The following is an 18,368-nucleotide window of genomic DNA, read 5'->3' on the forward strand; positions in this document are numbered from 1 at the left end:
TTATGGCTGCTAAACTCCGTAAAGGCGACAAAGTTGTAGTTCTGTCCGGCCGCGATAAGGGCAAAGAAGGCACCATTGCCTCCGTTGACCCCAAAGCCGGTAAAGCCGTTGTTGATGGTGTGAACATGGCGATCCGCCACACCCGTCAGTCCCAGACTGCCCAAGGTGGCCGTCTGCCCAAAGCTCTGCCGATCGACCTGTCGAACCTGGCACTGCTGGACTCCAAAGGCAAAGCCACCCGCGTTGGCTTCCGCGAGGAAGACGGCAAGAAAGTGCGCTTCGCTAAGACCACCGGGGAGACTGTCTGATGCTGGATAACGCAACCTACACCCCGCGTCTGAAGACCCTCTACAAAGACACCATCCGTGGTGCTCTGAAAGAGGAATTCGGCTACAAAAACGAGATGATGATCCCCAAGCTGGAGAAAATCGTTCTCAACATCGGTTGTGGCCGCGCGGCTGTCAAAGACAGCAAAAAAGCGAAGTCTGCTCAGGCTGACCTGACCGCAATCGCGGGCCAGAAAGCTCTGACCACCGTTGCAAAGAACTCCATCGCTGGCTTCCGCGTTCGTGAAGGCATGCCGATGGGTGCAAAAGTGACCCTGCGCGGCGACCGGATGTTCGAATTCCTCGATCGTCTGATCACCATCGCGATGCCCCGCATCCGCGACTTCCGTGGCGTCTCTGGCACTTCTTTCGACGGTCGTGGCAACTATGCCATGGGTCTGAAAGAGCACATGGTGTTCCCGGAAATCGACTTCGACAAGATCGACGAAGCCTGGGGCATGGACATCGTAATTGCCACCAACGCAAACACCGACGCTGAAGCTAAGGCACTGTTGAAAGCTTTCAACATGCCCTTCAACAGCTGATCGCGGGAAGGAAGAGACCATGGCTAAGAAAAGCATGATCGAACGCGAGAAGAAGCGCGAGCGTCTGGTTGCAAAATACGCTGCCAAGCGCGCCGAGCTGAAAGAAATCGCAAACGACGAATCTCGCCCGATGGAAGAGCGCTTCAAAGCGCGTCTGAAACTGGCGAAACTGCCGCGTAACTCGTCGGCAACCCGTCTGCACAACCGTTGCCAGCTGACCGGCCGTCCTCACGCTTACTACCGTAAGCTGAAGATCAGCCGTATCGCGCTGCGGGAACTGGGCTCCAACGGCCAGATCCCCGGTATGGTGAAATCGAGCTGGTAAGGAGAGACTGATATGAACGATCCTATCGGCGATATGCTCACCCGTATCCGCAACTCTCAGATGCGCGGCAAGTCCACCGTATCCACACCGGCTTCCAAGCTGCGTGCCTGGGTTCTGGACGTGCTCGAGGACGAGGGCTACATCCGCGGCTACGAAAAATCCACCGACGCCAATGGCCACCCGGCGATTGAAATCTCGCTGAAGTACTACGAAGGCGAGCCGGTTATCCGCGAAGTGAAGCGGGTTTCCAAACCCGGTCGTCGCGTTTACATGGGCGTAAATGACATCCCCTCCGTCCGTCAGGGCCTGGGCGTGTCGATTGTCTCCACCCCCAAGGGTGTGATGTCGGACGCAAAAGCACGTGCTGCCAACGTTGGCGGCGAAGTGCTCTGCACCGTCTTCTAAGGAGGCCTACGCACTATGTCTCGTATTGGTAAAAAACCGGTCGAACTGCCCAGCGGTGTTACCGCTGCGGTTTCCGGCCAGTCCATCGAAGTAAAGGGCCCGAAAGGCGCCCAGACCTTCACCGCAACTGACGACGTCACTCTGACCGTTGAAGACAACCTGGTAAAAGTTGAGCCGCGCGGCAAATCCAAGCGCGCGCGCCAGCAGTGGGGCATGTCCCGCACCATGGTTGCGAACATGGTTCAAGGTGTCACCGGTGGTTTCAAGAAAGAACTTGAAATCCAAGGTGTTGGTTACCGTGCTCAGATGCAGGGCAACACCCTGAAGCTGAACCTCGGCTACAGCCACGACGTTGATTTCACTGCTCCGGAAGGTGTCACCATCACCGCTCCGAAGCCGACCGAAATCATTGTGGAAGGTGCAGACGCTCAAGCGGTTGGCGAAGTTGCGGCGAAAATCCGCGATTGGCGCCGTCCCGAGCCCTACAAGGGCAAAGGGATCCGCTACAAAGGCGAATTCATCTTCCGCAAAGAAGGCAAGAAGAAGTAAGGACGAACACAATGGCAAACAGCAAACGTACCCTGTTTCTGAAGCGCCGCCTGCGCGTCCGGAACAAGCTCCGCAAAGTGAACGCAGGCCGTCCGCGTCTGTCCGTTCACCGCTCGAACAAGAACATCTCTGTTCAGTTGATCGACGACGTGCGTGGCGTGACTCTGGCAGCGGCCTCGACCCTCGAGAAGGATCTGGGCTTTGTCGGCAAAAACAACATCGAAGCGGCGACCAAGGTCGGCGCGGTGATTGCCGAACGTGCCAAGGCAGCTGGCGTCGAAGCAGCATACTTCGATCGCGGCGGCTTCCTCTTCCACGGCAAAGTGAAGGCTCTGGCCGACGCTGCGCGTGAAGGTGGTCTGAAGATCTAAGGATCTTGGGCGTCCCAGCCTTGGGGCGCCCACCCTTGATAATGTGGTCTATGGCAACATAGGCCCGATGATCCGGGAGGGGGCAAACCCTCACCAGGATTGGATATATGGGGGCCAAAAGCCCCTATCGTTCTGAAAGGAAAGCCAAATGGCAGAACGTGAAAACCGTCGCGGCAAAGGCCGTCGCGAGGAAGAGACCCCGGAATTCGCAGACCGTCTGGTCGCGATCAACCGCGTCTCCAAAACCGTTAAAGGCGGTAAGCGCTTTGGTTTCGCAGCCCTGGTTGTCGTAGGCGACCAAAAAGGCCGCGTTGGCTTCGGTAAAGGTAAAGCGAAAGAGGTCCCCGAGGCCATCCGCAAAGCCACCGAGCAAGCAAAGCGTCAGATGATCCGCGTGCAGCTGAAAGAAGGCCGCACCCTGCACCACGACATGCACGGCCACCACGGTGCCGGCAAAGTTGTGATGCGCACCGCACCGGAAGGTACTGGTATCATCGCCGGTGGTCCGATGCGTGCCGTGTTCGAAATGCTGGGCGTGAAAGACGTTGTTTCCAAGTCCATCGGGACCCAGAACCCCTACAACATGATCCGCGCAACCATCGACGGTCTGAAAAAAGAGCAGAGCCCCCGCGCTGTTGCTCAGCGTCGTGGTAAAAAAGTTGCTGACATCCTGCCCAAGCGGGACGAAGCAGCTGCGGAAGCAGAAGCGTAAGGAACCTGATCCATGGCTAAAACCATCGTCGTCAAGCAGATCGGCTCCCCGATCCGCCGTCCCGCAGACCAGCGCGCAACCCTCGTTGGCCTGGGCCTGAACAAGATGCACAAAACCCGTGAGCTGGAAGACACCCCTTCCGTTCGCGGCATGATCCGCAAGATCCCGCATCTGGTAGAGATCGTCGAAGAGCGCGACTAAGCCTCTTTTGACCGACTATTCGGAAACGCCCCGCAGGACACTGCGGGGCGTTTTCGTTTGGCGCATATATTTGCAAAAAAAATCACCCTAAGCGCGAATAAACCTCGCGCGCCCCGTGTTTCCTATTTGACTGCACCACGCAAAGCTTCGGGTGCGGCACTCAGATTTAAACCAAAGGAAACAGACATGATCCGCATTCTTGCCCTCTCTGCCGCCATTGCCACCGCCGCTGTTGCCGCTCAGGCCGCAGGCCACGCCCATGCGCCGGTGAAAACCTCCGCTGACGGCTACCTGACCGACGGCCACGACATGACGCTTTACACCTTCGACAAGGACAGCGCCGGTCAATCCGCCTGCTATGACAAATGCGCCGTCGCCTGGCCGCCGCTGGCATTAGAAGAGGGGGCAAAGCTGCCCGAGGGCTTTGACCTGATCAAACGCACCGACGGCACCGAGCAGATCGCCTATAAAGGCCAGCCGCTGTACCTGTGGTTCAAGGACACTGCGCCGGGAGAAACCTCGGGCGATGGCGTCAAAGGCGTGTGGCACATCGCCAAACCGTAATCCGGTGTCCCAACCGATACTGAAACGCCCCGGACAGGTCCGGGGCGTTTTTGTTTGGATCACGGGGGCAGATCAGGAGGCGTTTGCGACAATATCGTCCACGGCGCCGCTGGATTGCATCTCTTCCAGCTTGGCTTTGAATTTGTCCCCCAGCGCGATGCCTTCAGGGGTTTTCTGGAACCCGATGTAGCGTGCGCCCTTGGTCGCCGGGGTGGGCATTGTGCGGAAAGCGTCCGACAGGCCCAGCGTGCGAGCGGTATGGTCAAACACGGCCTCATTGGCGATCACCACATCCACGCGGCCTGCCTTCAGCTTTTTGATATTGGCCTCCAGCGAGGGGGCGGCGGCCTTTTTGAAATTGCTGGCCGCATCAAAGGCGTCATTGTAGCTGAAGCCCGCCATCACACCGACAGTCAGCCCGCTCAGATCCTCGAGCGATGTGATGTCCTGAACGTCCGAACCGGCGGTGACAAAATAGGCCTGGTTGTTGGAGCGAAGGCGCACAATATGCCATTTGGCGTCGCGTGTGTCGTTGTGTTTGAACTGGAACAGAACATCGGTGTCGCCATGTTCAAATTCCGCCAGTGCGCGCTTCCACGGGCGCGGCGCGTGTTCTACGGACACGCCAAGCGCCTCAAACACGGCATCCACAACGGCGGTATCCAGACCGACGTAGGTGCCTGCCTCATTGGTGTAGTTAAAGGGGGCAAACCCTTCCATTGAACTGATCCGCACCGTACCTGCGGCATGGGCGGTCTGAGCAAGGGGGAGCAGGGTGGACACAGCGAGCGACAGCGCAAGGGCCAGTTTTTTCATAGGAGGTCTCCTGGAAATTAGGGAGGAAGGACTGAAATATTGCAGCGCCAACATCCATCCGCCCCCTTTCCCAGAAGTTAACCGAGCGCCCTGCGCGCGCGGCGTCTTATTAGAATTGCGTGCGACCCGAGGTTTCGGGGCAAGACATGTCGAAAATGGCGCAATGCCGCCGGGAAAACCCGTGATCCTCGTCCCATCTGGGGCCTGCCAATCCGCCCCAGCGTACGGCGGGAGGGCTGATTAACCTTTGGGCAAGGCCCCATGCATTTGATGCATAACGGCTGTTCCGAACTGTGCGTTGTTAGCGCCATCACGCTGCCTTATCTTCGGAAGTGTCAGAACAAGAGACAACAACAGAGAGCCGCGGAAATCTGTCCCGGCTGAAAGATAAGGAAAACACCCATGGCAAACATCGCCTATACCGCCCAGAACGCTTCCCTGATCGCACGCCTGCGTGCCGTGGTTGCAACCGCACAGGAAAACTGGGCTCTGTACAACGACTACCGCAAGACTTTCGGTGAACTGGACGCGCTGTCTGATCGCGACCTCTCCGACATCGGCATCGCCCGTGCGGACATAGCCGACATTGCCCGCGCCCACGTCTACGGCGCGTAATAACAAGAATACACCCTTTGGGTTCCGCGACCTTTTTCTCCTCCCTGAGGGTCGCAACCCGAACCAGAGAACGCCTCGCCCCTCCTCCTCCCTGGGCGGGGCGTTTTCTTTTGTCTGGCCCCCTGCAGATCCCTGCGCTAGACCTTTGCGTCCTGACATTTCTGAAGGAACGCAACGCATGGCACGCTGGGCAATTTTGGGCACCGGGTTTATCTCTCAAACGGTGGCGCAGGCCATTCAGGCCCATCCGAGATCAGAGCTGTTGACCATTGCCGGCCGCAATGCGGACCGGGTGGCGGACTTTCAGGCGAAATTCGACATTCCCAAGACCTCGATCGGCTATGAGGACGCGCTGGCCGATCCTGAGGTCGACATTGTCTATATCGGTCTGCCCAACCACGTGCATCACACCCTGACCGCACAGGCCGCCGCCGCAGGCAAGCCGGTGCTAAGCGAAAAATCCCTGACCACAACAATGGATCAGGCCGCCGAACTGGTCGCGGCGGTGCGTGCGCATGACACGTTCTTTGTCGAAGGCTTCATGTATCTGGCCCATCCGCTCTATCAGCGTCTGACCGAGGTGCTGACGGATGGACGACTGGGCAAACTGCGGTCGATCCACGGGTTTTATTCGGCAGCAATTTCCAATGTCACCAATCCGCTTGGGCGGGGCACCATCTATAATCTTGGCTGCTACCCCGCATCGCTGGCGCATCTGGTGGTGCAGGTGATGGAGGGCGAGGGGGCCTTTGCCTCCGCGCGCCTCGGCGGTTTTGGTGTGACCGAACCGGATCACGGCACCTTGGTCGATGCCGCAGTGACCGCAAAGATTGGCGATGTGCTGGTCAACCTGCACTCCACCGACAGCTATGGTATGGCGCATGAGTTTGTGATTGCCGGGGAATGCGGCACGCTCAAGTTCCTGACCAACCCCTGGCGCCCCAATGCGGGCGACAATCGCATCCTCTGGCAGCCCTATAAAGGCGAAGGTGAAGAGATCGTGGTCAACACCGGTCAGGATGATTTCTATCATCAGGTCGCCATGGTCGAAGCCAATGTCGCCGCAGGCAACCGCGAGGCCAGCCGCCCCAGCCCGCGCATTCAGGATTCGCTCGAGATTATGGCGTTTCTGACCCAGTGGGAGGCGCTCTGCCTCAAGGGCTGACGCGCAGGGCGTTGCGCCCCCCGCGACCGCCCGCCTCAGACAATCTCAAACCCGGCCCCCTAAGGTGGTCTGCGATTGCAATCACCGGGCCGGGTCTGGCACCCCGACCCACATGACCAAAGCCTGCGGGGTGACGCCTGCGGCTGCGACTTGGGCCTGACGGGTGACGCCCTCAGGCAAGGAATCAGAGATCTGACCACCGGGGCGTAAAACCCCCGGCCCCCCGCACATGGCGGCGCCGCCTTTTTATTGGCTCGACTTGGGTATCAGCATTGCACGATCAGCAACCGGCAGGGCAAGGGCCTTGGCTGGCCGAAAAGTGTTCTTTTTAGGCAAGTACAAACGCACAAATGCATCAAAAGATCGCGACAGCTTCCAAGTGTGATTTGTGGCATGGTCCCAAACATACACCCCGGCGTTTCTGCTGGAAGGAGGGGTAAGATCACCGAGATCAAAGCAGATCTGATTGCCTTGACTGTCGCGGGCAAAGGGCAGGAGGCTTGCGGGCATTCGCACCAGCCGTAAGTTCAGCGTATTTAACATTTTTTCGGGGGTATAGAACTCCATCAGATGGGGCCGCGGCCGCGCGAGTGACCATGTCTCCCCAATGCCCTTGTTGTTGTCGAGCCATTCCCAAAGTTTGGATGTGGTGTTCGGTATCCCGAAGCCAAGGATTTGAGTTCGGTAATCCTGCGGCAGTGCGATCCCCAGCCGTGTTTCGACAGCTTGTAGGTTCTCTGCTGTGATTGGTGCCGGCTTGTCGTCTTCGTGGCCCCATATCTCGTGAAAGGTTTGTAGACTGCCCATAATTTTTTCAAAAATTCATAGTTATAATTCGGGCGAGAATGCGTTCTGTTCTTTTGGAAAGTCAATAGCCTTGATCCAAACTCCCAACAGGCGTATACGCCCCCGGTGGCAGTCCGCCTGCCGCCAGAATCACATCTTGTGATCGGTAGTCAAAACCAAGAAATGCCGTGTCTGACCCTCTTCGCTTCATGGGGTCACTTCCGGCTAAGGAGAAGCGATATGAAACTCAATGAACTGCGCGACAATCCCGGCGCCGCACCGAAACGTACCCGCGTTGGCCGTGGTCCGGGTTCCGGCAAAGGTAAAATGGGTGGCCGTGGTATCAAAGGTCAGAAGTCCCGTTCCGGTGTAGCCATCAATGGTTACGAGGGCGGCCAAATGCCCCTGTACCAACGTCTGCCGAAGCGCGGCTTCAACAAGCCGAACGCAAAGAAATTTGCAGTTGTGAACCTGGGCCTGATCCAGAAGTTCATCGACGCCGGCAAACTGGACGCAAGCTCCATCACCGAAGACAGCCTGGTTGCTTCCGGTCTGGTACGTCGCAAGCTGGACGGCATCCGCGTTCTGGCAAAAGGCGAATTCACCGCCAAAGCGACCATCGCAGTAACCGGTGCTTCTAAATCCGCAGTCGAAGCCGTTGCCAAAGCAGGCGGCGCGCTGACTGTGGCCGTAGAGGCCGCAGCTGAGTAACAGCTTGTGAGCGGGAACAATCCCGCTTACATAGAACTCAGTTTTCCAATGACGCCGCCCAAGCCGGAAAACGGCTTCGGGCGGCGTTTTCGCTAAAAGAGACGGAATTTATGGTATCAGCAGCAGAACAGATGGCGGCCAACACCAGCTGGGCGGCGCTCGGCAAGGCCACCGATCTGCGCAACCGCATCCTCTTTACAATCATGCTTTTGATTGTTTACCGGCTGGGCACGTTTATCCCCGTGCCGGGCATTGATGCATCAGCGTTGCGCGAATTCATGGAGAGCGCAGGTCAGGGCATTGGCGGCATGGTGTCGATGTTTACCGGCGGCGCCCTTGGTCGTATGGGCATTTTTGCCCTGGGTATTATGCCCTATATCTCGGCCTCCATTATCATCCAGCTGCTGACCTCTATGGTCCCGGCGCTCGAACAGCTCAAAAAAGAGGGCGAGCAGGGCCGTAAGAAGATCAACCAGTACACCCGCTATGGCACCGTGGCGCTGGCAACCGTCCAGTCCTATGGTCTGGCCGTGGGCCTTGTGAACGGCGATATGGTCGCTGTCGATCAGGCGGGCTGGTTCTTTATTGCCTCCTGCATGATCACCCTGGTGGGGGGCACCATGTTCCTGATGTGGCTGGGCGAACAGATCACCCAGCGCGGCATCGGCAATGGTATCTCTCTGATCATCTTCGTCGGCATTATTGCCGAGGTTCCGGCTGCCATGGCGCAGTTCCTGGCCTCTGGCCGCTCTGGCGCGATCAGCATTCCGGTGATCCTGTTCGTGATCGCCATGGTGGTTGGCACCATCATGTTCGTCGTGTTCATGGAACGCGCGCTGCGCAAGATCCATATCCAATATCCCCGCCGTCAGGTGGGCATGAAGATGTATGACGGTGGCTCCTCTCACCTGCCGGTGAAAGTGAACCCCGCAGGCGTCATCCCGGCGATCTTTGCATCGTCCCTGCTGCTGCTGCCGACCACCATTTCGACCTTCTCCACAGGCTCTGCTGCCAACCCGGTGATGAGCTGGATTCTGGCGAACTTTGGTCCCGGTCAGCCGCTGTACCTCTTGTTCTTCATCGCGATGATTGTGTTCTTTGCCTACTTCTACACCTTCAACGTGGCCTTCAAGCCCGAGGACGTGGCGAAGAACCTGAAGAACCAGAACGGCTTTGTGCCCGGTATCCGCCCTGGTAAGAAAACCGAGGAATATATCGAGTATGTGGTGAACCGCGTGCTGGTGCTTGGCTCTGCCTACCTTGCGGCAGTTTGTCTCCTTCCGGAGATTTTGCGTGGCCAATTTGCATTCCCGGTCTATTTTGGCGGTACTTCTGTCCTCATCGTGGTCTCTGTGACCATGGATACGATCCAGCAAGTGCAAAGCCACCTGCTTGCGCATCAGTATGAGGGCCTCATTGAAAAGAGCCAGCTGCGTGGCCGTAACAAGAAACGTGCGAAACGGGGACCTTCTCGTCGATGACCAACATTATTCTTCTCGGCCCGCCCGGTGCGGGTAAGGGGACGCAGGCCAGCCATCTGGTCGAGTCCCGCAATATGACCCAACTGTCCACGGGTGACATGCTGCGCGAAGCTCAGGCCTCTGGCACTGAGATGGGCAAAAAGGTCGCCGCCATTATGGCAGAGGGCAAGCTGGTCACCGACCAGATCGTGATTGGTCTGATCCGCGAAAAGCTCCAGCAGGGCTCTGAGGGTGGGTTCATCTTTGACGGCTTCCCCCGCACCCTGCCGCAGGCGGACGCGCTGGAGAAGCTGCTGAAAGAAATGGACCTGAAGCTCGACTATGTGATCGAGATGCAGGTGGATGACGAAACGCTGGTGAAGCGTATCGTCAACCGCGCCGCCGAGGCCGCCGCTGCGGGCAAGCCCGTGCGCGCCGACGACAACGAGGACAGCGTGCGTATCCGTCTTGGCGAATACTACAAAAAGACCTCGCCGCTGATCGGCTACTACTATGCCAAGGGCAACCTGCAGCGTCTGGATGGTCTGGCGGCCATCGAAGAGGTGCGCAGCTCTATTGCCTGGATCTTGGGCGATTAAGGACAGCGGGCAGGGGATACCCTGCCGTCTTGACAGAATTCAAACGGGGCTGCCTTTTTACGGGCAGCCCCGTTTCGGTTTCGGGGACCGGTTGTTTGACGGTTTCCGGGGAGGGGGCTGGCTCAGGCGACGGCGGCCATTTTTCCATGCAGCAGGGTTGCCACCTCGCGCAGGACAGACAGCTTCAGCGCGTCCGGTGCGTTGGCGTCAAGCTGGCTGAGACGCCTATGCAGTGCGTGGTCGTCCTGGCCCAGCATATGAATGTCCATCGGCGCGTGATCAAACTGGCGCTGGCGGATCGGGTGGCTCAGCAGCTCTTCAAAGGCAAAGACGCGCGGATCCCGGGCGATCTTGGCCACCAGATCCCGCACTTCGCTTTCTGGGCCTTCGAGGACCTGAAAATACTCGCGGTTGCTGCGCAGCAGCAGGCTGGAAATCTGACGTTCTGCATTGCGGGCCAATCCCGCGCGGAGAATGTCGAGGTCATGGTAGGTAAAGGCGGGATGCGTCGCCCGAGCCTTGAACATATATCGAATGAGCATAGCGCGTTTCATTTCCGTGTTGGGTAGCTGGCGTCAGCCAAAGTCGGTTTTGTTTGTTGTTATGTCGGTCAGACTACCCATGTTCACGCTTAGGGCGAGTAATTTTCCCGTTAAAGCTGCTAGTAAGCGCACGTAATATCTTGGGGATAAGTCCCGCATGGCATAAGATTGCGCCGGTAACGGGTGATTATTCAATAATATTTCTCAGCATCGGCAAAAAACGGCCTGTAATCCACGGCTTGTGATTTAATTTGTTTTTTGAAGGAGATGCTCATTCCTTGAGCAGTCTGTAAACAATGAGACCAGAAAATCGCATGTTCCAATGGCACAGTTGCAGTGAAACCGAATCTTTTCCGGGCGGCAGCCATGCGGTCTGGACAAAGCACCTTGACATCTGCATCAAGAGGGCTTGACTGACAGCCGGTCAGCCCATAGGAACCAACATCCCTGCTGGGAATGATTCCAGACGGGCAGATTCGTTTGCCTGATCTGAACACCTCGATGATGTCGGCCTGATGCTTTTGCAGAAGCCCGGCGTTGTGAAAAAAGGTTCTGGTATTACGGAACCGCAACGAAAAGGAAAGTGACACGTGGCACGTATTGCCGGCGTAAACATCCCGACTGCAAAGCGGGTACCTATCGCCCTCACATATATCACCGGTATTGGTCCGGCTTCCGCAAAAGAAATCTGCGCAGCAGTGAACATCGACGAAACCCGTCGTGTGAACGAACTGTCCGATGCTGAAGTTCTGGCCATCCGCGAGCACATCGACGCAACCTACACCGTTGAAGGTGACCTGCGTCGTGAAGTGCAGATGAACATCAAGCGCCTGATGGACCTGGGCTGCTACCGTGGCCTGCGCCACCGTCGCAACCTGCCGGTTCGCGGTCAGCGTACCCACACCAATGCTCGTACCCGCAAGGGCCCGGCGAAACCTATCGCTGGTAAGAAGAAGTAAGGGGGTCCTGACAGATGGCACGTGATAAGACTCGTACTAAGAAAAAAGAGCGTAAGAATATCGCATCGGGCGTTGCCCACGTGAACTCTTCGTTCAACAACACCAAAATCCTGATCTCTGACGTTCAGGGTAATGCTATCGCATGGTCCTCTGCTGGCACCATGGGCTTCAAGGGCTCTCGTAAGTCCACGCCCTATGCTGCACAGATGGCTGCGGAAGATGCTGGTAAAAAAGCGCAAGAACACGGCGTTAAGACCCTTGAGGTCGAAGTGCAAGGTCCCGGTTCCGGCCGTGAATCCGCACTGCGCGCGCTGGCCGCAATCGGCTTCAACATCACTCAGATCCGTGATGTGACCCCGATCGCACACAACGGCTGCCGCCCGCCGAAGCGTCGTCGCGTCTAAGCGATTTGAAAAACTTTTGGGGCCTTGCCATGTGCAGGGCCCTAATGCGTCATTTGAAACCTCGGGAGTCTGCACCTTTTGGACATGGGGTACAGACAGGAATGGAGGGAAGGCATGATCCACAAGAATTGGGCAGAACTTATCAAGCCCACACAGCTTGAGGTCAAACCGGGCAACGACCCGGCACGTCAGGCGACTTTGGTTGCAGAACCGCTGGAGCGCGGTTTTGGTCTGACGCTGGGCAACGCCCTGCGCCGCATCCTGATGAGCTCTCTGCAAGGTGCCGCAATCACCTCCGTGCAGATCGACAACGTCCTGCACGAGTTCTCCTCTGTTGCAGGCGTACGTGAAGATGTCACCGACATCATCCTGAACCTGAAGCAGGTTGCCCTGCGCATGGAAGTCGAAGGCCCCAAGCGTCTTTCGATCAATGCAAAAGGCCCGGCAGTTGTCACCGCAGGCGACATCTCCGAAACCGCTGGCATCGAGGTTCTGAACCGCGAGCACGTGATCTGCCACCTCGACGATGGTGCAGACCTGTTCATGGAACTGACCGTGAACACCGGCAAGGGCTATGTGTCCGCCGACAAGAACAAACCGGAAGATGCCCCCATCGGCCTCATTCCGATCGACGCGATCTACTCGCCGGTCAAAAAAGTGTCTTACGACGTTCAGCCCACCCGTGAGGGCCAGGTTCTGGACTATGACAAACTGACCCTGAAAGTAGAGACCGACGGTTCCGTGACCCCCGAGGACGCGCTGGCCTTTGCCGCACGCATCCTGCAGGACCAGCTGTCCATCTTCGTGAACTTCGACGAGCCGGAATCGGCTGGCCGTGCGGATGAAGACGACGGTCTGGAGTTCAACCCGCTTCTCTTGAAGAAAGTGGACGAACTGGAACTGTCCGTGCGTTCTGCAAACTGCCTGAAGAACGACAATATCGTGTATATTGGCGATCTGATCCAGAAAACCGAAGCCGAGATGCTGCGCACCCCGAACTTCGGCCGCAAGTCGCTGAACGAGATCAAAGAAGTGCTCTCCGGCATGGGCCTGCACCTCGGCATGGATGTCGAAGACTGGCCGCCAGAGAACATCGAAGATCTGGCCAAGAAATTCGAAGACAGCTTCTGAGTTGATCTTTGAAGGGGAGGGCCAAGGCCCTCCCCAAACAATTCCCGGGTTTGGCCGGGGAACGTCTGGGCTTTCCGCCCCAAGGTGAGTTGGCAACACGCATTGCCGACCTGACAAAGCAAAAACGCAATATGAAGGACTGAAATCATGCGTCACGCACGTGGCTATCGCCGCCTGAACCGTACTCACGAGCACCGTAAAGCCCTGTTCTCCAACATGGCCGGCTCCCTGATCGAACACGAACAGATCAAAACCACCCTGCCCAAGGCAAAAGAACTGCGCCCGATCATCGAAAAGATGATCACCCTGGCGAAACGCGGCGATCTGCACGCCCGTCGTCAAGCAGCGTCCAAGCTGAAGCAGGACCAGTATGTTGCGAAACTGTTCGACGTTCTGGGCCCGCGCTACAAGGACCGTCAGGGCGGCTACGTTCGCATCCTGAAAGCCGGTTTCCGTTATGGTGACATGGCGCCGATGGCGATCATCGAATTCGTCGACCGCGACACTGCCGCAAAAGGCGCAGCTGACAAAGCACGCGTTGCAGCAGAAATCGAAGTTGCTGGCGAAGAATAATATTTTCAGCCCTGAACTGGGTTGAGACTGACCCCCGCTCTGGCAACAGGGCGGGGGTTTTTCTTTGGGGGGAAGCTCAGCGCGCTTTAGCGGCAGGCCTGTTTTCGCGCTTCATAGTTAGCAATGAAGCGGGACGATGTGGAATCCGAGCAAAAGTCGATTTCGGCATTTAGGTCGCCCAATCCAGTGCCCACAAAAAGTCCGATGCCGAAAGAAAAAGCGGCGATAACGGCTGTTATTAGAAACCAAATCCAAAATCTCTTTAGGAAGTCCATCAAAGGCCTCAAAACAAACGAGGGATGTTTCGGAGCCAAGCTACTCCGGAGTTGCAAAAGGGTGCTAGACTAAATTTTCAAAGCGGCTTGTCGATTTCAGCCCCTAGTCTGGCCACAGGCCGGACCGCGCCCGACCCTCCCCCCGGGAGGGCGCTTCGCCCCCATCCAGGCTCGGGCGCTGTCCTTAGTAGAACACAGGTCGGACACAAAAAAGGGCGCCGAAGCGCCCCCGTCGGTGTCTTTACTCCGACACTTTCTTCACAAACTGGCTCTTGAGGCCCATGGGGCCGATCCCCGGCACTTTGCAGTCGATGTCGTGATCGCCCTCGACCAGACGGATGCCGCGGACCTTGGTGCCAACCTTGACCGTCGACGAGGTGCCCTTGACCTTCAGGTCCTTAATGACCGTGACGGTATCCCCGTCCGCCAGCACATTTCCTACTGCATCGCGGATCATCGGTGCGGCGGAGTCCTCGGCCGACCAGGTGTGGCCGCATTCGGGGCAGTTCAGCAGGCTGTCCATCTCGTAGGCATAGACAGAGCCGCATTCGGGGCAGGGGGGCAGGGTATCATTCATGGCTTCTCTTTAGCCGACCTGACCTATGGCCGCCAGTCTGCTGAATTGAGCAGCACGGCCCAGCCGCTTTGGCGGAATTTACGCGGCCAGACCTTGCGCCTGAAGGAATTGGATCCTAAAAGAGGTCATAATTGTTGACCTATTATCCTCCTCCTCACGCGCCACCGTTCGGCGTTTTGTAAAAGGTCTCTGTTCGATGTCTGTGATCTCCTCCTTCTTTGGGCGGCATGTGCGCCTGTTTGACCTGCAGGGTCTGGCGATTGGCGTGGTGCTGATCAGCCTTGGCATTCTGTTCCTGCAATCGGCGGGTCTGGTGACCGGGCAGGCGGCGGGGCTGTCGCTGTTGTTGTCCTATGTGCTGCCGTTCGACTTTGGCAGCATCTTTTTTGCCACCGCAGTGCCCTTCCTGGTGCTGGCCTGGGGGCAGCGCGGGGCGGCGTTTACCCTGCGCACGCTGGCGGTGGTGGTTGGCATTTCCCTGACCGTGGAGGCGCTGCACTGGCTGGTGGACATCCGCACGCCTGCGCCTTGGGCGGCGGCGATCCTTGGCGGGATCTGCTGCGGTATTGGGGTGCTGGCGGTGTTCCGGCACAATGCCTCGGCCGGTAGCCTGTCGATCCTGTCGCTGGTGATCGAGCAGCGCTATGGCATCAAGGCGGGTTGGGTGCAGCTGGCTGTGGATGCGGTGATCTTTGCCTGCACCTGTCTGGTGCTGGCGCCTATGCAGGTGCTGTGGTCCTTTCTGGCGGCGGGGATCATGAACCTGATCCTCGTGTGGAACTTTGACATCCGTCAAAGCGGCACGGGAAGCAATGCGCGCGTGGCGCGCACGGGCAGCAAAGAGCGCGTGGCGCGCTCAGGCGGCGATGGCGCGATCCCCCCGCAGCCATTTGACAAAATCCGGGTAGTCAAAGCCGAGCGACATCAGATCAATCACCAAGAGCGCCATCAGGAAAGTCGCATAAGCCCCGCTGGTTCCGCCTGAGAGCTGCGACAGGATCACGACACAAAGCGGGGTCCAGATCAGAATATGGGGCAGGGCCATCAGCTTGGAAAACCCGCGTTCGTAAAAAATGATCGGTAAATTGGGGATCATGCCGCCAATGGCCAAGAGGCCGACAAGGGGCGCGCCGGGCTGATCCAGAAAGGCCAAAGCGGCAATATTGGCGGGCGCCAGCACAAAAGCGACCCAGATTTGCACCCAGAGGGGCATTGCGCGGAAACTGCGCCAGATGTCGAACAGCATAAACCTATCCTTTTGCGGCCCCCCTCCTGGGGGCGTGACATCCATCCCAACGTCTGTGGTACAGCATCGGGCCCGTGCCCTTTGTCACATTGCGGTGAGGGGCGCGTGAGGCGCGGTCAATGGTCAAGTGAATTGCGCTTGTGGCCATAGCGTCTATGGTGGCCAAAAATCGGATCCTATTGGGCAGACCCTCATGAAACCTCTTTCGCTTTTTGATCTTCAGGGGCTCGTCTTTGGCGTGCTGATGTGCAGCCTTGGGGTGGTGTTTCTGAAGGCGGCGGGGCTGGTGACCGGGCAGACGGCGGGGCTGGCGCTCTTGTTGTCTTATGTGCTGCCTTTTGGCTTTGGCCCGATCTTCTTTGTGATTGGCGTGCCGTTTCTGATCCTCGCCTGGCGTCGCCGGGGCGCGGTTTTTGCGCTGCGCACGGTGGCGGTGGTCCTGGGGATTTCGGTCTGTTCGCAGGTGCTGCCGCAATTCCTGTCCTTTGCGCGGCTGGACACATGGTTGGCGGCACTATTGGGCGGGATCTGTTCGGGGGCCGGGCTGATCGCGATTTTCCGGCACAATGCCTCGGCCGGGGGGATGACGATCTTGGGCATCCTTATCGAACAGCGCACCGGCTTTAAGGCGGGCTGGTTTCAGGTCTGTGTTGACGCCTGTGTCTTTGCAGTCTCGGCGCTGGTGCTGAGCGCGGATCAGCTGCTGTGGTCGTTCCTCGGCGCGATGGTGACGAACTTCTGTATCGTATGGAACTTTGACGTGGCGCAGTCGGGCACCGGGCGTCCCGGCTATGGGCGTGCGACGCCTTCGGGCGAAGAAGACAGCCGCACTTAGCGCCGGTTGAAGAACAGCACCACCTGACGCGCCTGTCGCTGGAACAGACCGGGGGTGGCGACGACCGGGGTGGTTTCGGTCTGGTCGATCAGGCGCAGGGCCAGCCAGACCGCCAGAAGCCCAAAGATCAACCCGCCCAGAGCCTGCCCCACCAAGGCCCCCGGCGCCCCCCAGAGCTGCGCACCCACCCACACAAAGGGGATCGTCCCCACCGTATGTCGGCCCCAGTTCAGCCATGTGGAATAAAACGGCCGTCCAAGGTTGTTGAAACAGGCGTTGGCGACAAACAGCGCCCCGTTGAAAAAGAACATCAGCGCCAGCGGTCCGCAGAACAGGTAGATCAGCGTCTGCGCGTCGCCTGTGGCGTTGAACAGCGCAATGACATGATCGCGCAGCAAAAACAGCAGCAGCGCCATGGCGACAACAAACAGCCCGGTAAAGATCAGCGAATCCCGCAGGGTCTGGCGCACGCGGGGCAGCTGTCCGGCCCCGAAGTTCTGCCCGACAATGGGTCCAATCGCCCCAGAGAGCGCGAAAATCGTGGCAAAGGCCAGCGGCGTCATACGGCCGACAATGGCCATGCCGGCGACCGCCTCTTCGCCGAATTCGGCCATGGCGCGGGTGACATAGGCTTGGCCCACAGGGGTGGCCAGCTGCGTCAGAATGGCGGGCAGCGCGATGGCGGCAATCGGGGGCAGATCCCGCAGAAAGGCAAGCGGCCGCGGCCAGCGCAGACCGCCGTGATGGCGAAAGATCGGCGCCAGAGCAAAATAGGCCATCGCGATCCGTGCCGCGACCGAGGCCAGCGCTGCCCCGGTCAGTTCCAGATCCAGTCCAAAAATCAGGATCGGGTCCAGCACCGCATTGACCAGACCGCCTGCGATGGTGGCCATCATCGCGCGTCGGGCATCGCCATGGGCGCGCAGGATCGCCCCCCCCGCCATGCCGATCAGCAGGAACGGCAGGCTGGGGACAATGATCTGCAGGTAATGCACCGCCAGGTCATGGGGGCGCCCGGAGGCCCCGACCAGTGATACAAGCGTCTCCAAGGACAGCCAAATGAGCACCACAAAGCCTGCGCAGGCAAGACCGCCCGCCAGCAGCGCATGGGACGCCCGCGCCTGCGCTTGCGCTGCATTGCCCGCGCCAAGCGCGCGGGCGACCAGCGCGCCGGCCGCAATGGCCACGCCAATATTGAACGAGGTGGTGAAAAACAAAATCGCCGCCGCATAGCCGACAGCCGCGGCCAATTCGTCCTTCCCCAACATGGAGATGAAGATCATATCGACGAAATCCACCGCAAAAACCGCCATCAAACCAAGCGAGGCGGTGAAGGACATCACGGTGATATGGCGGAATAAATTGCCGCTGAGGAATTTTGCCTGTTCCGCCATGGGGGCCTCCGTTGGGTGGTCTTTCCCATGTAGGCACACCCCCTGCCGGAGCCTAGAAAAAAACACAAGCAAGGGGTGAAAATAGGGGATCGACAGTTTTCCGAATCTCCGTTAGCGTCCGTCACATGAACATGACCCGCCCTCAATCCTATGCCGCATTCTGGTATTTTTATTATCCGAGCCATCAGGCGGTCGGAGGGTCAGTCGCGCTGTAAAGAAAGAGCGACAACAGACACCAGATACCAACCGCCCCAGGATCCCGGGCGGTTTTTTTGTATCTCA

The 18,368-nt window shown here is 58.3% G+C and carries 26 protein-coding genes; 20 read left to right on the forward strand and 6 right to left on the reverse strand.

Annotation, left to right across the window (positions count from 1 at the left end):
- Window positions 1–2 precede the first annotated feature (2 nt).
- The 9 genes from rplX (at window position 3) to TRM7557_RS06855 (ending at window position 3,998) form a co-directional block, all read left to right on the forward strand.
- Window positions 3–308 (forward strand): 50S ribosomal protein L24, encoded by a 306-nt coding sequence (gene rplX, locus TRM7557_RS06815; RefSeq protein ID WP_058289474.1) that lies wholly within the window; start codon window positions 3–5, stop codon window positions 306–308.
- The gene (gene rplE, locus TRM7557_RS06820) at window positions 308–871 is read left to right on the forward strand and encodes a 50S ribosomal protein L5 (RefSeq protein WP_058289475.1); all 564 of its coding nucleotides are present in this window, start codon (window positions 308–310) and stop codon (window positions 869–871) included. Before rplX ends, rplE begins: the two co-directional genes overlap by 1 nt.
- A 19-nt stretch (window positions 872–890) precedes the next feature.
- Complete coding sequence (rpsN, locus tag TRM7557_RS06825) at window positions 891–1,196, forward strand: 30S ribosomal protein S14 (RefSeq protein ID WP_058289476.1); 306 nt, start codon at window positions 891–893, stop codon at window positions 1,194–1,196.
- A gap of 12 nt (window positions 1,197–1,208) precedes the next feature.
- Window positions 1,209–1,601, forward strand: coding sequence for a 30S ribosomal protein S8 (gene rpsH, locus TRM7557_RS06830; RefSeq protein WP_058289477.1), 393 nt, complete (start codon window positions 1,209–1,211; stop codon window positions 1,599–1,601).
- A 15-nt stretch (window positions 1,602–1,616) separates the two neighbouring features.
- A complete protein-coding gene (rplF, locus tag TRM7557_RS06835; RefSeq protein WP_058289478.1) occupies window positions 1,617–2,150 on the forward strand; it encodes a 50S ribosomal protein L6 in 534 nt (177 codons plus the stop codon).
- Window positions 2,151–2,161: 11 nt separating this feature from the next.
- On the forward strand, window positions 2,162–2,521 hold the full coding sequence (gene rplR, locus TRM7557_RS06840) for a 50S ribosomal protein L18 (RefSeq protein ID WP_058289479.1): 360 nt from the start codon (window positions 2,162–2,164) through the stop codon (window positions 2,519–2,521).
- A 148-nt stretch (window positions 2,522–2,669) separates the two neighbouring features.
- Window positions 2,670–3,233: a 30S ribosomal protein S5 gene (rpsE, locus tag TRM7557_RS06845; RefSeq protein ID WP_058289480.1), complete on the forward strand. Its 564-nt coding sequence runs from the start codon at window positions 2,670–2,672 to the stop codon at window positions 3,231–3,233.
- Window positions 3,234–3,245: 12 nt separating this feature from the next.
- Window positions 3,246–3,434, forward strand: coding sequence for a 50S ribosomal protein L30 (rpmD, locus tag TRM7557_RS06850; RefSeq protein WP_058289481.1), 189 nt, complete (start codon window positions 3,246–3,248; stop codon window positions 3,432–3,434).
- A 186-nt stretch (window positions 3,435–3,620) separates the two neighbouring features.
- Complete coding sequence (locus TRM7557_RS06855) at window positions 3,621–3,998, forward strand: COG4315 family predicted lipoprotein (protein ID WP_058289482.1); 378 nt, start codon at window positions 3,621–3,623, stop codon at window positions 3,996–3,998.
- A 72-nt stretch (window positions 3,999–4,070) separates the two neighbouring features.
- On the opposite strand, the gene TRM7557_RS06860 is transcribed toward TRM7557_RS06855, so the two are convergent.
- Window positions 4,071–4,814 carry a substrate-binding periplasmic protein gene (locus TRM7557_RS06860; protein ID WP_058289483.1) on the reverse strand — a complete coding sequence of 248 codons (744 nt, stop codon included), beginning with the start codon at window positions 4,812–4,814 and terminating at the stop codon, window positions 4,071–4,073.
- Window positions 4,815–5,216: 402 nt separating this feature from the next.
- On the opposite strand from TRM7557_RS06860, the gene TRM7557_RS06865 reads away from it, so the two are divergent.
- Complete coding sequence (locus TRM7557_RS06865) at window positions 5,217–5,429, forward strand: DUF1127 domain-containing protein (protein ID WP_058289484.1); 213 nt, start codon at window positions 5,217–5,219, stop codon at window positions 5,427–5,429.
- 178 nt (window positions 5,430–5,607) lie between these two features.
- Entirely contained in the window at window positions 5,608–6,594 is a 987-nt protein-coding gene (locus TRM7557_RS06870) for a Gfo/Idh/MocA family protein (RefSeq protein ID WP_058289485.1), read from the forward strand.
- 246 nt (window positions 6,595–6,840) lie between these two features.
- On the opposite strand, the gene TRM7557_RS06875 is transcribed toward TRM7557_RS06870, so the two are convergent.
- Window positions 6,841–7,401, reverse strand: coding sequence for an SMI1/KNR4 family protein (locus TRM7557_RS06875; RefSeq protein WP_058289486.1), 561 nt, complete (start codon window positions 7,399–7,401; stop codon window positions 6,841–6,843).
- A 219-nt stretch (window positions 7,402–7,620) separates the two neighbouring features.
- Between TRM7557_RS06875 and rplO the strand changes: the two genes are divergently transcribed.
- The 3 genes from rplO (at window position 7,621) to TRM7557_RS06890 (ending at window position 10,150) form a co-directional block, all read left to right on the forward strand.
- Entirely contained in the window at window positions 7,621–8,091 is a 471-nt protein-coding gene (rplO, locus tag TRM7557_RS06880; RefSeq protein WP_058289487.1) for a 50S ribosomal protein L15, read from the forward strand.
- Between the two features lie 110 nt (window positions 8,092–8,201).
- The gene (gene secY, locus TRM7557_RS06885; RefSeq protein WP_058289488.1) at window positions 8,202–9,572 is read left to right on the forward strand and encodes a preprotein translocase subunit SecY; all 1,371 of its coding nucleotides are present in this window, start codon (window positions 8,202–8,204) and stop codon (window positions 9,570–9,572) included.
- Complete coding sequence (locus TRM7557_RS06890; protein WP_058289489.1) at window positions 9,569–10,150, forward strand: adenylate kinase; 582 nt, start codon at window positions 9,569–9,571, stop codon at window positions 10,148–10,150. Before secY ends, TRM7557_RS06890 begins: the two co-directional genes overlap by 4 nt.
- A gap of 122 nt (window positions 10,151–10,272) precedes the next feature.
- Here TRM7557_RS06890 and TRM7557_RS06895 read toward each other — a convergent pair whose 3' ends face one another.
- A complete protein-coding gene (locus TRM7557_RS06895) occupies window positions 10,273–10,692 on the reverse strand; it encodes a BLUF domain-containing protein (protein WP_058289490.1) in 420 nt (139 codons plus the stop codon).
- Window positions 10,693–10,883: 191 nt separating this feature from the next.
- The gene (locus tag TRM7557_RS19835) at window positions 10,884–11,282 is read right to left on the reverse strand and encodes a hypothetical protein (RefSeq protein ID WP_131727526.1); all 399 of its coding nucleotides are present in this window, start codon (window positions 11,280–11,282) and stop codon (window positions 10,884–10,886) included.
- On the opposite strand from TRM7557_RS19835, the gene rpsM reads away from it, so the two are divergent.
- The 4 genes from rpsM to rplQ all read left to right on the forward strand — a co-directional run bounded on the left by rpsM (window position 11,283) and on the right by rplQ (window position 13,759).
- Window positions 11,283–11,651, forward strand: a complete 369-nt coding sequence (gene rpsM / locus TRM7557_RS06900) for a 30S ribosomal protein S13 (RefSeq protein ID WP_058289491.1) — start codon at window positions 11,283–11,285, stop codon at window positions 11,649–11,651.
- 14 nt (window positions 11,652–11,665) lie between these two features.
- Complete coding sequence (gene rpsK, locus TRM7557_RS06905; RefSeq protein WP_058289492.1) at window positions 11,666–12,055, forward strand: 30S ribosomal protein S11; 390 nt, start codon at window positions 11,666–11,668, stop codon at window positions 12,053–12,055.
- Window positions 12,056–12,169: 114 nt separating this feature from the next.
- On the forward strand, window positions 12,170–13,186 hold the full coding sequence (locus TRM7557_RS06910; protein WP_058289493.1) for a DNA-directed RNA polymerase subunit alpha: 1,017 nt from the start codon (window positions 12,170–12,172) through the stop codon (window positions 13,184–13,186).
- Between the two features lie 147 nt (window positions 13,187–13,333).
- Window positions 13,334–13,759 carry a 50S ribosomal protein L17 gene (rplQ, locus tag TRM7557_RS06915; RefSeq protein ID WP_058289494.1) on the forward strand — a complete coding sequence of 142 codons (426 nt, stop codon included), beginning with the start codon at window positions 13,334–13,336 and terminating at the stop codon, window positions 13,757–13,759.
- A gap of 516 nt (window positions 13,760–14,275) precedes the next feature.
- Here rplQ and TRM7557_RS06920 read toward each other — a convergent pair.
- Entirely contained in the window at window positions 14,276–14,611 is a 336-nt protein-coding gene (locus TRM7557_RS06920) for a zinc ribbon domain-containing protein YjdM (RefSeq protein WP_058289495.1), read from the reverse strand.
- 196 nt (window positions 14,612–14,807) lie between these two features.
- Here TRM7557_RS06920 and TRM7557_RS06925 point away from each other — a divergent pair, with 196 nt between their 5' ends.
- Together TRM7557_RS06925 and TRM7557_RS06930 are read left to right on the forward strand one after the other, a co-directional pair.
- Window positions 14,808–15,596: a YitT family protein gene (locus TRM7557_RS06925; RefSeq protein ID WP_074942058.1), complete on the forward strand. Its 789-nt coding sequence runs from the start codon at window positions 14,808–14,810 to the stop codon at window positions 15,594–15,596.
- A gap of 454 nt (window positions 15,597–16,050) precedes the next feature.
- Window positions 16,051–16,692 (forward strand): YitT family protein, encoded by a 642-nt coding sequence (locus tag TRM7557_RS06930; protein ID WP_058289496.1) that lies wholly within the window; start codon window positions 16,051–16,053, stop codon window positions 16,690–16,692.
- Here TRM7557_RS06930 and TRM7557_RS06935 read toward each other — a convergent pair.
- The gene (locus TRM7557_RS06935; protein WP_058289497.1) at window positions 16,689–18,086 is read right to left on the reverse strand and encodes an MATE family efflux transporter; all 1,398 of its coding nucleotides are present in this window, start codon (window positions 18,084–18,086) and stop codon (window positions 16,689–16,691) included. The two genes, TRM7557_RS06930 and TRM7557_RS06935, sit on opposite strands and share 4 nt — an antisense overlap.
- Window positions 18,087–18,368 lie beyond the last annotated feature (282 nt).

This window comes from Tritonibacter multivorans (assembly GCF_001458415.1).
GTDB classification, from domain to species: domain Bacteria; phylum Pseudomonadota; class Alphaproteobacteria; order Rhodobacterales; family Rhodobacteraceae; genus Epibacterium; species Epibacterium multivorans.